The sequence below is a fragment of the Paenibacillus agricola genome, assembly GCF_011440305.1.
Classification (GTDB): Bacteria; Bacillota; Bacilli; order Paenibacillales; family NBRC-103111; genus Paenibacillus_S; species Paenibacillus_S agricola.
The window spans coordinates 248,783-260,685 of sequence record NZ_JAAOIW010000001.1 but is presented as its reverse complement, the minus strand read 5'-3'; the positions used below and the strand labels follow the sequence as shown (position 1 = coordinate 260,685).

11 protein-coding genes are annotated in these 11,903 nt (G+C 48.6%); all 11 read left to right on the top strand.

The features are described from left to right. Positions 1–95: 95 nt before the first annotated feature. The 11 genes from dapF to rsmB all read left to right on the top strand — a co-directional run bounded on the left by dapF (position 96) and on the right by rsmB (position 11,871). Positions 96–938 (top strand): diaminopimelate epimerase, encoded by an 843-nt coding sequence (gene dapF / locus G9U52_RS01290; protein ID WP_166145002.1) that lies wholly within the window; start codon positions 96–98, stop codon positions 936–938. A 64-nt stretch (positions 939–1,002) separates the two neighbouring features. Further along, positions 1,003–2,961, top strand: a complete 1,959-nt coding sequence (locus G9U52_RS01285; protein WP_166144999.1) for a bifunctional homocysteine S-methyltransferase/methylenetetrahydrofolate reductase — start codon at positions 1,003–1,005, stop codon at positions 2,959–2,961. 22 nt (positions 2,962–2,983) lie between these two features. Continuing rightward, a complete protein-coding gene (locus tag G9U52_RS01280) occupies positions 2,984–3,880 on the top strand; it encodes a YicC/YloC family endoribonuclease (RefSeq protein WP_243767078.1) in 897 nt (298 codons plus the stop codon). A gap of 84 nt (positions 3,881–3,964) precedes the next feature. Continuing rightward, complete coding sequence (gene remA / locus G9U52_RS01275; protein WP_009672664.1) at positions 3,965–4,225, top strand: extracellular matrix/biofilm regulator RemA; 261 nt, start codon at positions 3,965–3,967, stop codon at positions 4,223–4,225. Further along, positions 4,215–4,835 carry a guanylate kinase gene (gene gmk, locus G9U52_RS01270; protein WP_166144994.1) on the top strand — a complete coding sequence of 207 codons (621 nt, stop codon included), beginning with the start codon at positions 4,215–4,217 and terminating at the stop codon, positions 4,833–4,835. The genes remA and gmk overlap by 11 nt, the downstream gene beginning before the upstream one ends. 1 nt (position 4,836) lies before the next feature. Continuing rightward, complete coding sequence (gene rpoZ, locus G9U52_RS01265) at positions 4,837–5,046, top strand: DNA-directed RNA polymerase subunit omega (RefSeq protein WP_166144991.1); 210 nt, start codon at positions 4,837–4,839, stop codon at positions 5,044–5,046. Between the two features lie 66 nt (positions 5,047–5,112). Then, complete coding sequence (gene coaBC / locus G9U52_RS01260; protein ID WP_166144988.1) at positions 5,113–6,324, top strand: bifunctional phosphopantothenoylcysteine decarboxylase/phosphopantothenate--cysteine ligase CoaBC; 1,212 nt, start codon at positions 5,113–5,115, stop codon at positions 6,322–6,324. Next, positions 6,324–8,885: a primosomal protein N' gene (priA, locus tag G9U52_RS01255; protein WP_166144985.1), complete on the top strand. Its 2,562-nt coding sequence runs from the start codon at positions 6,324–6,326 to the stop codon at positions 8,883–8,885. The genes coaBC and priA overlap by 1 nt, the downstream gene beginning before the upstream one ends. Positions 8,886–9,007: 122 nt before the next feature. Then, entirely contained in the window at positions 9,008–9,487 is a 480-nt protein-coding gene (gene def / locus G9U52_RS01250; RefSeq protein ID WP_166144982.1) for a peptide deformylase, read from the top strand. Continuing rightward, entirely contained in the window at positions 9,484–10,422 is a 939-nt protein-coding gene (fmt, locus tag G9U52_RS01245) for a methionyl-tRNA formyltransferase (protein WP_207952738.1), read from the top strand. The genes def and fmt overlap by 4 nt, the downstream gene beginning before the upstream one ends. A 30-nt stretch (positions 10,423–10,452) precedes the next feature. Beyond that, positions 10,453–11,871 (top strand): 16S rRNA (cytosine(967)-C(5))-methyltransferase RsmB, encoded by a 1,419-nt coding sequence (gene rsmB, locus G9U52_RS01240; RefSeq protein ID WP_243767077.1) that lies wholly within the window; start codon positions 10,453–10,455, stop codon positions 11,869–11,871. The last annotated feature ends 32 nt before the right edge of the window (positions 11,872–11,903 follow it).

Genomic DNA, 11,903 nt, shown 5'->3' with positions numbered 1-11,903 from the left:
GGATTTTGTCAAATAACTATGCATACCTGCCATTTTACGTTATGATAATGGCTATCAAGATTATAGGGAATCAGCTGGAAAGTGGGGTGGCGGCTTTGAATTTTACAAAAATGCACGGTTTAGGGAATGATTTCATCGTCGTTGCAGGCATGAGCCGGCTGCCGGACAATGCTAGTGAATTGGCTATCCGCTTATGCAATCGGTTTTTCGGAATTGGTGCAGACGGCTTAGTGTATATACTTCCTTCGAACATTGCGGACTACCAGATGCGAATTATTAATTCAGATGGCTCAGAGTCGGAACAATGCGGCAATGCTATTCGCTGTGTCGCTAAATATATATATGAGCACGGTATGATCGAACCTTCCTTAACGGAAATGTCGATAGAGACTGTAGGCGCTGGAGCCCAGCATGTTAAGCTGACTATCTCAGAGGGGATGGTCACAGCTGTGCGTGTGGATATGGGTTCTCCCATCCTACAGGGCTCACTTGTGCCAACGCTATTGGACCAGGATCAAGTGATCAACCATCCAATTGAGGTGGATGGCAGGTCATTTCTTTTTACTGCGGTATCGATGGGCAACCCGCATTGCGTCATTTATGTGGAGGATGCGACCCAATTCGATTTGGGGGTGTGGGGGCCAAAGCTGGAGCATCACCCGATGTTCCCGCGCCGTGTTAATGTTGAATTTACAACAGTTAAAGCCCGTGATGCAATCGATATGCGTGTTTGGGAACGAGGGGCAGGACCAACGCTTGCTTGTGGCACTGGAGCTTGTGCAACGCTAGTAGCTTCCGTGTTAAATGGTGTTTCTGACCGATCGGCGACCGTATCGTTAAAAGGCGGAGACTTATTTATTGAATGGAATGAAGAGGACGACCATGTATATATGACAGGACCTGCTGAGCAAGTATATGCAGGAAGCTTAAAGCTATAAATTTTCTGTACACTTCTGTATAAACGTTAAAGGTTGATTTTTGTGAAGGGCGGGATTTGAGAGCATGAAGTTAGACTTAAGGGAGGCGCTCCAGCAGCAAATACTAGTTGGTGATGGAGCCATGGGCACTTTTTTATACCAGATGGGATTCCCGGTTGGGATTTCTTATGAGGAGTTAAATTTATTAAAGCCTGATGTCATAGCCGATGTACATCGTCGTTATTATGAGGCAGGGGCAAGACTGATAGAAACCAATACATTTTCTGCAAACCGTGAAAAGCTGTCGAAATATGGACTTGAACATGAGGTAGAGGCGATCAATCGGGCAGGGGTGGCGCTCGCACGCAAAGCGGTAGGTAATAATGCTTATGTGGTGGGTGCGATTGGCTCGATTCGTGCGGGCAAACGGAAAAATGTACGCACCGCCAAAGTCAAAGAAGATCTGCGCCAGCAAATCGAGATCCTGCTCGATACGGATGTGGACGGACTGCTGCTAGAGTCCTTCTCAGAGCTTGACGAAATGCTGCTGGCACTCAAAATCATCCGCAAGCTAAGTCCAATTCCAGTCATATGCCAATTTGCTACCGAGGGCACTGGAACTACCCAGGATGGCATCCCGATGAACGAGGCTTTTGCCAAGTTAAAACAAAGTGGAGCCGATGTAGTAGGCTTTAACTGCCGCAGCGGCCCGAATGGCTTACTGCGCTCCATGGAGAAAGCGGCTATGATAGGACAGCCCTTGCCGTTTTCTGTATTCCCTAATGCCGGCATTGCCGATTATGTCGATGGGCGTTTCACCTATGCGGCTACGCCGGAATATTTTGCGGAGACGGCCTTGAAGTTTGCCGATCTGGGTGCACGTATTATCGGTGGCTGCTGCGGGACGACACCTGAGCATATAGCCCATATGGCTAAAGCGCTGGATGGCTATAAACCGGATTCGACGTTAATTGCCCGTATGCAGCAAGAGGCGGAGACTACTGTTCGGCAAGCGGGCATTCAAGCTGTCACCGAGCAAAAACTGGGGCATTCTCTGCTATCCGTAGTGCCAGACCTCAATCCCATTTCTGCTTCTAACGCTGTTGCCGAGCTTTTGCCACTCGTGGTAGAGCCAAGCCTGGTAGACATTGTGAAGCAGCGGCACACCGTTATTGTTGAACTGGACCCGCCGCGTGATTTGGATATCGAAAAGTTTATGAAAGGTGCCCATGCCCTGAAAGAAGCGGGAATTGACGCATTAACGATGGCTGATAATTCATTAGCGGTAACACGGATGAGCAATATGGCGCTTGGCTACCTAGTGAAAGAACAAACCGGCCTTCGTCCGCTTATTCATATCGCCTGCCGTGACCGTAATATGATTGGCACCCAATCGCATATGATGGGGCTGCATGCGCTTGATATTGACCATGTGCTGGCGGTAACCGGTGACCCGGCCAAGTTCGGCGATCTTCCTGGCTCCAGCTCCGTGTATGATTTGACCTCTTTTGAAATTATAAGAATGATTAAGCAGTTAAACGAGGGCATTGCCTTCTCGGGCAAGCCGCTCAAGAAGAAGGCCAAATTTATCGTAGGCGCTGCCTTTAACCCTAATGTTAAATATTTGGAAAAAGCGGTGCAGCGGCTAGAACGGAAAATTGAAGCGGGCGCTGATTATATCATGACACAGCCGGTTTATGATGCGGAGCTTATTAAACGGATTTATGAAACCACCAAGCATCTGTCGGTCCCGATTTTCTTGGGCATTGCTCCTTTGGCAAGTGGCGGCAACGCTGAATATTTGCATAATGAGGTGCCTGGCATCCAGCTTTCTGACGAGGTACGGCAGCGCATGAGTGACCTCAAGGGTGAAGCAGGACGGGCGATGGGCGTGCAGATCGCCAAAGAGCTGTTGGACGCGGCCATGCCGTATTTTAACGGAATTTATTTAATGACTCCATTTCTCTCTTATGAGATGACTGTGGAACTGACTCAATATGTGTGGGAGAAGTCAGAAAGCGTGATTTCCACTTGTACCCACTAGCAAAATGAATTAAAATAAGCTAATGGATGTGAAGAGTTTGATTACTAGTATGACCGGGTTCGGACAAGCAAACTGCATGTTTGCTGGTTACCATGTACAAATTGACCTGAAATCAGTGAACCATCGTTACTGTGAGGTTGCTGTACGCATGCCCCGGGAATTCCTTAAATTCGAAGATATGATGAAAAAAATCGTGTTGAAGCATGTAAAGCGTGGACGGGTTGATATGCTGGTTACGATCGAACAAAGTGCTGAAGCAGTTCGTTCTGTAGAACTGAATTGGCCTTTGGCGGAAGCTTATCGATCTGCTGCCGAGCAGCTAAGCGCCAGATTTGGACTAAAGCCAACACTAAATGTGCGAGACTATTTAGAGATACCCAATCTTATGGTCTTTAAAGAAGCCATTCATGCAACAGATGAAGAGTTCGAGCGTGAATTATCTGCCTGTTCGGAAGCGGCGGTGCAGATGCTCCTAAGGATGAGAAAGATCGAGGGCAATCATCTAAGCACGGATATGAAGCAACGCTTGGATATGATGGCTTCTTATTTGGAGCAATGCCGTCTGTTATCTCCTCAAGTGGTCAAGCATTATGCTTCAAAGCTGCATACACGGATTGAGGAATATTTGCAGCAGCCGATTTTTGATGAAGCCAGGCTCGCCATGGAGGTTGCCATATTCGCAGACCGCTCGAATGTAGATGAAGAATTAATTCGTTTGCAAAGTCATATACAGCAATGCCAGCAGCTTGTCAGTGCTTCAGAGCCTGTGGGCAGAAAGTTCGATTTCCTCCTGCAAGAAATGAACCGAGAAGTGAATACGATTGGCTCGAAAGCGAATCATGCCGAACTCACTACTGTCGTCGTAGAAATGAAGGCAGAGCTAGAGAAAATGAGAGAGCAGATTCAAAATATTGAATAATAAATAGGGAACAACCGCTTCAGCAAAACTTAGATGATACTTACCATGAAATTTGTTGAAGCACAACTTGTAGGAGGAAACCAGATGGCTATCAAATTAATCAATATTGGCTTCGGTAATATTGTATCCGCTAATCGTATCATTTCTATCGTGAGCCCGGAATCGGCGCCAATCAAAAGAATCATTCAGGAAGCCCGTGATCGCCATATGCTGATTGATGCCACTTATGGACGCCGCACACGTGCGGTTATTATTACGGATAGCGACCATGTTATTTTGTCTGCGGTGCAGCCTGAAACCGTGGCTCATCGACTTTCTAATAAGGACGATGATCATGACGAGTAAGGAGAGAGGAATTCTGATCGTATTATCGGGACCCTCCGGTGTAGGAAAAGGGACGGTTTGTAAAGCATTACGTGGCTATGCACCTGAATTGGTTTATTCGGTTTCCGCAACAACCCGTACACCACGCCCGGGTGAAATCGAAGGTGTGAATTATTTCTTCAAAACTAGGGAACAATTTAAGAGGTTGGTTGATACTGACCAAATGCTAGAGTATGCCGAGTATGTCGGTAATAGATATGGGACGCCTCGCCAATTTGTTGAAGAAACGTTAAACGAGGGTAAAGACATCATTCTAGAGATTGAAGTGCAAGGCGCGCTGATGGTCAAACAAAGGTTTCCTGAAGGCGTATTTATTTTTCTGCTGCCTCCTTCCTTAGATGAATTGGAAAGCCGAATCGTCGGTCGTGGTACTGAAACCGAGGAATCAATACAGAGCCGAATGTCGGTGGCTATGGACGAATTCCGATTAATGGATTATTATGACTATGCGATTGTAAATGATCAGGTCGAAAAAGCCTGCTCACGCATTCAATCGATTATTGTAGCCGAGCACTGTCGCAAAGACAAAGTAATGAACAAAATCAAACAGTGGATGGTAGAGGTGAAATAACATGTTGCATCCTTCGATTGATGAGCTTTTGGGAAAAGTAGACAGCAAATATTCATTGGTAGTAGCAGCATCCAAACGTGCAAGACATTTACGTGACGGTGCCAAATCCGAGCTGCGTAACAGAAAGTCCTTCAAGCATGTAGGGCTAGCATTGGAAGAAATTTATGAAGATTTGATCTCGTACGAGAAGCTTTATAAAGAAGAAACCTAAGGTATACTAAAACGACAACCCTTGTGGTTGTTATTTTTTTCTCGACAAATGGGGAGGGAACCCGGAATGTTGCATGGAAAAAAGATTGTTCTTGGTGTCAGCGGTGGCATTGCGGCTTATAAAGGGGCGGCATTATGCAGTAAATTAGTGCAGGCGGGTGCAGAGGTACGTGTGATTATGACGGAATCGGCAGTTCAATTCATTGCCCCGTTAACCTTTCAGACGTTGTCGCGCCATGATGTCATTGTCGATACCTTCGATGAAAAGGATGCGTCCGTCGTATCCCACATCGATCTTGCCGACCATGCCGATTTATTCGTAATCGCTCCGGCTACGGCCAACATCATTGCCAAAATGGCGCACGGCATGGGCGACGACATGTTAAGCACAACGCTTCTTGCCACCACGGCTCCGGTACTTGTGGCCCCAGCAATGAATGTCCATATGTATGCTCATCCTGCGGTGCTGGCCAATATGGAAACCTTAGCTTCCAGAGGCGTGTATTTTATTGAGCCAGGTACAGGACAGCTGGCTTGTGGCTACGTTGGCAAAGGCCGGCTAGAGGAGCCTGAGCAGATTGTTGAGGCGATCCACCGTTTTTTTGACCAAAAAAAATCGCTGCAAGGCAAAAAAATAATAGTAACTGCAGGTGCGACGATCGAACGCATCGATCCTGTCCGTTATTTGACGAATGACTCATCAGGCAAAATGGGCTTTGCTCTGGCGGCAGCGGCTCGCGATATGGGCGCAGAAGTGACTCTAATAGCAGGGAAAACAACGGTGCCTGCACCTACAGGCGTGCAAGTGGTCAGGGTGGAATCCGCACAGGATATGCTGGAGGCAGTGCTTCAGCGTTTTGACGATACCGATATTGTGGTTAAAGCCGCAGCTGTAACTGACTATCGACCGATCGACCAGGCGAAACAAAAGATCAAGAAAAGCGCTGCGGAAATGACGTTAACCTTGGTTAAGAACCAAGATATTTTATATACGATCGGGGAACGTAAAACCAAGCAGTTTATAGTTGGCTTCGCCGCGGAAACCGAACGTATTGATGAGTATGCGATGGACAAGCTGAAGCGGAAGCGTTGTGATCTGCTGGTGGCCAACGACGTCACCGAGGAAGGAGCGGGCTTCGGTACGGACACGAATGTGGTACGCCTGTATGATGCGAATGGCTTGATTGAGTTATTGCCGGTCATGAGTAAACAGGGTGTAGCACGGGAAGTGCTGCTAAGAGTAGCTGAGCGAATCAGGAAAGGAGCACAAATGAACTGATGTATGCCAAAGTCATAGTGGATGTTCCGGCTAAGCAAACGAACCGTGGATTCGACTATCTGATTCCCGAAGCCTTGAGAGAATGGGTAGCGATTGGCAGCAGGGTTGCCGTCCCCTTTGGACCCAGAAAGCTGCAGGGCTTTGTTGTTGAGCTGCATGACCGTCCCGATTTCGACCCGGCTAAATTAAAGCCGATATCTGAAGTTCTGGACCTTTATCCACCGCTGACTCCTGATTTGGTCGAGCTAGCCGAGTGGGTTAGCCAAACGTATCTTTGCCACGAAATTACGGCACTTCAGGCCATGGTTCCCGGAGCCTTAAAAGCTAAATATGAACGCCATATTAAGGTGGGCGATAAGGATCTAGATGGAGCGCATGGCGATTTGCTTTCTCAAGGCCAGCATACCTTGCTGCTCCCCATCGAGGAAGACATTATCGAATTTGTGCGCGGAAAAGGCTCCATTGAGATTGGATCGCTGCTGAGCAAATTCACTTCACAAGGCAGCTTAATTAAACAAATGATTACGCAAGGGCAGTTGCTTGAGGTGCAGCTTATTAAAGACCGCATGTCTGCGAAGAAGGTGCTAACTGTGTTTCCAGTAGAGCAGCCGCTGCAGCTAATGGATTGGGCCGAACAATTGCCGGATAAATCCAAGAAGCAAAAGCAGGTCCTGCTTTATTTGGCAGAAAGCCCTTATCCCATTAAGCTGTCCGATTTATTGAGTGAGCTAAATATTAGTGCCAGCACGGTCAAAGGCCTTGCGGATAAAGGCTATTTGAGCATTAAGGAGGTTGAGGTGCAGCGTGACCCTTATGCACTGAGAACATTTCCGCGCACGGTACCATTGACGCTAACTCCCGAGCAGGAGGTCGTGTTCGGTTCAATCTCCCAAGCTGTTAACGAGCTGGAGCATCGGGTGTTTTTACTGCACGGTGTAACGGGAAGCGGGAAAACGGAAGTTTACCTGCAATCGATTCAAACCTGCCTGGACCAGGGCCGTGAGGCCATCGTGCTGGTACCTGAAATTTCGCTTACGCCGCAAATGGTGGAGCGCTTCAAAGGGCGATTCGGCAACCAGGTTGCCGTGCTGCATAGCCGATTGTCACAAGGCGAACGCTTTGATGAATGGCGAAAAATTATGCTCAAGCAGGTTAATGTGGTCATTGGTGCCCGTTCGGCCATATTTGCTCCTTTCACCAAAGTAGGCTTAATCATCATTGATGAGGAGCATGAATCCTCCTACAAGCAGGAGGAAAGCCCCAAATATCATGCACGCGATGTGTCGATTGCCCGAGCCGCACAGCATGGAGCCGTCGTGGTACTGGGCTCCGCTACGCCATCCTTGGAGAGTATGTATGGCACCCTGCCTGAAGCGGAACAAACGCAGATAGGCAGCTCGGGAAATCCCCCAGCTACCCTCAGAAGCATTGGCAATTTGGCCAAGCCGAAAGTCCGCTTCGAGCTGCTCACGATGCGCGAGCGTGTGGAAGGGCGACCGCTGCCCAAGGTGCATATAGTTGATATGCGTGAGGAATTGAGCGAAGGCAATCGTTCGATGTTCAGCCGTAGCCTGCATAAAGCGATCGAGGATCGGATCCAAAAGAAGGAGCAGATTGTTTTGCTGCTAAACAGGCGTGGTTATGCAACCTTCGTGATGTGCCGGAGCTGCGGATATGTCGCCGAATGTCCACACTGCGATATTTCATTAACCTACCATCAATCGGCCAAGACCTTGCGCTGCCATTATTGTGGCTATACGGAACGGGAAGCAACGGTTTGCCCTAGCTGCAGCAGCGAGCATATCCGTCATTTCGGTACGGGAACCCAGCGGGTAGAAGAAGAGCTAGGCAAGCTTTTTCCAGGCATTCGTGTAATCCGTATGGATGTCGATACAACAACCGAAAAAGGCTCGCATGAGAAATGGCTTACTCTATTTCGCAATCAGCAGGCAGATGTTTTGTTAGGTACCCAAATGGTGGCTAAAGGGCTTGATTTTCCAATGGTGACCCTTGTAGGTGCACTAGCGGCGGATACGGTGCTGAATTTGCCCGATTTTCGCGCAGCGGAACGGACATTCCAGTTGTTGACGCAAGTAGGGGGACGTGCTGGACGGCACGAACTGCCAGGGGAAGTATTTATCCAGACTTATACACCTGAGCATTATAGTATTATTAGCGCGAGCAAGCATGATTACACAAGCTTTATGGATAAAGAAATGGGCTTTCGCAAGTTCCATGATTACCCTCCTTTCCATAGACTCATACTGATTACCTTATCCCATGAACAAATTCCTTTATTGATGCGGTCCGCCGAAACGTTTGCCGCCAAACTAAAAGAGCTGGCCAAATCGCTTGCTCCTGTTCCTATAGAGATTCTTGGGCCTGTGGCCTCGCCTATTTCCCGAATCAAGGATAGATATCGATTTCAATGCATGGTAAAATATCGGGGAGAAGCTTCTATTGCAGGGCTAGTGCAGCAGGCAGCAGCAACCCTAAGCGATGTGGAAAAGCAGTATAAGCTGACGATCAGTATCGATGTTGACCCTCAGGTTTTGATGTAACCACTTGGGTTCAGGTAGATTGTATTGATTGCTGCCAGGACTTATACTTATTCTCATACAAATACAAGGCTATGCTCATATAGGTTTTTGTTATTTTCATTTATGAAAGGTGTGCTTGTCCCATGGCGATTAAAATGATAGTGAAAGATCCAGACCCTGTCCTTCGTGAAATATGCAAGCCAGTTAAGAAAATAACCCCGAATATCCATAAGCTGCTGAAGGATATGGCGGATACAATGTATGATGCCGAAGGTGTAGGCTTGGCCGCACCACAGATTGGCATATTAAAAAGAGTTATCGTAATGGATGTTGGCAACGACCAAGGCTTGATTGAACTCATCAATCCTGAGGTGATTGAAGAAGAAGGAGAGCAGTTCGGTACGGAGGGCTGCCTAAGCATCCCAGGTATGAATGGGGATGTTCGCCGTGCGCTAAGAGTTGTAGTCAAGGGGCTGAATCGTGACGGCAAAGAAATTACCGTTGAGGGGACAGAGCTATTGGCTCGCTGCATTCTGCATGAGGTTGATCATCTGAATGGGGTATTATACACAGACTTAGCGGAAAAGATGTATCGTAATGAGCCTCAAGGCGGTGAAGCATGAGAGTCGTGTTTATGGGTACGCCGGAATTCGCTGTGCCTATATTACAGGCCTTGCTTAACTATCCCGGCATTGAAGTCGTTGGTGTCGTAACGCAACCAGACCGCCCTGTAGGGCGCAAGCGGCTGTTAACGCCAACCCCTGTTAAAGCCGAGGCGCTCAGGCAGGGCATTCCCGCGCTCCAGCCTGAAAGGCTGCGGAGGCTTGATTCGGTGGAGGAGCTGCGCTTACTCCAGCCGGATTTGATCGTGACAGCCGCTTATGGGCAAATCCTGCCCAAATCGGTGCTGGAGCTGCCACGGCTTGGCTGTATTAATATCCATGCCTCGCTATTGCCCAAATACCGTGGGGGCGCTCCGATTCACCACGCAGTGATGAACGGGGACGCTGTGACGGGTGTCACGATTATGTATATGGCGGAAGGCCTGGATACGGGAGATATGATCAGCCGTGTGGAGCTTGCGATTGAGGATATCGATACGACAGGCTCCTTGTTTGACAAGCTTAGTGCAGCCGGTGCCCAGCTATTGCTGGACACATTACCGGATTTGCTTGCAGGCCGCTCTGAGGCGGAGGAGCAGGACAATGAGGCTGCGGTGTACTCGCCTAACGTTAGCCGTGAGCAGGAGCTTATAGATTGGAGCAAGCCCGCGCTTTCGATATGGAACCAGGTACGCGGGCTTAATCCTCGTCCAGGCGCTTATACGATATGGGACGGTGAGGTATTAAAGGTTTGGTCCTGCGCCAAGCCAGATAAGGACGAGCAAGTGAACGATATACCGGGTACCGTCGTCGCAGCAAACGAAGAAGGGATCCAGGTCGCTACAGGCAGCGGCCTGCTTACTATCAAGGAACTTCAGCCCGCTGGCAAAAAAACGATGCAAGCTGCCCAATTGGTCCATGGCGGCCGTTTGTCGGTTGGTACGGTGCTCGGTTAAGTGCTTATATGATAATGGAGGCTATAACCATTGAAGGATAGCTTGGAAGCTGGAAATAAAACGGAAAAATTAATTGTATCCCAAACGGCTAGTGAAAATGCCGGAAAGCCAATTAAGGCCGGGCAGAAAGCTCACAGCCATAAAGCAAAAGGCACGGCAAGAGAGCTCGCCCTTGACGTCCTGATCCGCATCGAGCAGGATCATTCCTACAGCAATCTGCTATTGAATCAAATGTTGCAGAAGGTTGACTTGGATAAGCAGGATATCGGTTTGGCCACCGAAATCGTGTATGGGACGATTCAACGCCAAAACACGATCGATTATTTCTTGAAACGATTTGTAGCTAAAGGCCTCGCAAAGCTCGATCCCTGGGTTCGCAGCCTGCTTAGGCTAAGTTATTACCAAATGGTTTATCTGGATCGAGTACCAGATCATGCGATCGTCAACGAAGCCGTTAACCTGGCTAAGAAAAGAGGGCATGCTGGGATATCCGGTATGGTCAACGGCGTGCTGCGCAATGTGATCCGCCAGAAGGATACCTTGGTGCTGCCAGGCGGCTTGTCCACGGTCGAACGGATCGCACTTACCTATTCACATCCAGAGTGGATGGTAAAGCGTTGGATTCGGCAGTTTGGAGAATCCCAAACAGAGCAGCTATGCGAGGCGAATAATAAGCCGCCGCATGTCAGTATTCGTACCAACACGATGAAATTAAGCCGAGCGGGCTTGATCGAGCTATTGAATGAAGCTGGCCTGGAAGCCGAGCCTTCTTCGCTCGCAGCTGATGGTATTATTGTCAAAGGCGGCGGCAATATGGCTTTAACGCCTTGGTATAAGGATGGTTTATTTTCCATCCAGGACGAGAGCTCGATGCTGGTGGCTGAGACGATCAATGCCCAGCCTGGGGAGAAGATTCTGGATTGCTGCGCTGCTCCAGGTGGCAAAACCGCCCATATCGCGGAAACGATGAAGGATAGTGGAGAAATATGGGCTTGTGATATACATGAGCACAAGCAGAGCTTGATCCGTGAGCAAGCCAAGCGGCTCGGCTTAACCTCGATTCACACAAAGGTAGCGGATGCCAGAGATTTGCCGGCGCATTTTGCTGCGGGCAGCTTTGACCGGATTTTATTGGATGCTCCTTGCTCGGGGCTTGGTGTTATCCGTCGCAAGCCCGATATGAAATGGACCAAGCGGGAGCAGGATTTGGACGAGGTTTGCAAGATCCAAAGAGAGCTGTTGGACAAGGTCCATCCTTTACTGCGCATCGGAGGCGTGCTAGTTTATAGCACTTGCACAATGGAAGTAAACGAGAACGAAGGCATGGTTCGTACGTTTTTGGAGCATCATCCTGAATTCGAGTGGGACCAACCGAAGCCGCTTGAAATTTTTCCTTATGAGCATATGTCCGATGGTTTTTTTATTGCTAGGCTGCGGAAACGAGCGTAAGCGTTAGAACTATGGTAAAATTAATAAAATGT

What these genes read in the sequence shown, in the direction of transcription:
- fmt (WP_207952738.1), top strand. Translation starts at nt 9,484, where the DNA reads ATGAGAGTCGTGTTTATGGGTACGCCGGAATTCGCTGTGCCTATATTA.
- def (WP_166144982.1), top strand. Translation starts at nt 9,008, where the DNA reads ATGGCGATTAAAATGATAGTGAAAGATCCAGACCCTGTCCTTCGTGAA.
- G9U52_RS01285 (WP_166144999.1), top strand. Translation starts at nt 1,003, where the DNA reads ATGAAGTTAGACTTAAGGGAGGCGCTCCAGCAGCAAATACTAGTTGGT.
- G9U52_RS01280 (WP_243767078.1), top strand. Translation starts at nt 2,984, where the DNA reads ATGGATGTGAAGAGTTTGATTACTAGTATGACCGGGTTCGGACAAGCA.
- gmk (WP_166144994.1), top strand. Translation starts at nt 4,215, where the DNA reads ATGACGAGTAAGGAGAGAGGAATTCTGATCGTATTATCGGGACCCTCC.
- rpoZ (WP_166144991.1), top strand. Translation starts at nt 4,837, where the DNA reads ATGTTGCATCCTTCGATTGATGAGCTTTTGGGAAAAGTAGACAGCAAA.
- remA (WP_009672664.1), top strand. Translation starts at nt 3,965, where the DNA reads ATGGCTATCAAATTAATCAATATTGGCTTCGGTAATATTGTATCCGCT.
- coaBC (WP_166144988.1), top strand. Translation starts at nt 5,113, where the DNA reads ATGTTGCATGGAAAAAAGATTGTTCTTGGTGTCAGCGGTGGCATTGCG.
- priA (WP_166144985.1), top strand. Translation starts at nt 6,324, where the DNA reads ATGTATGCCAAAGTCATAGTGGATGTTCCGGCTAAGCAAACGAACCGT.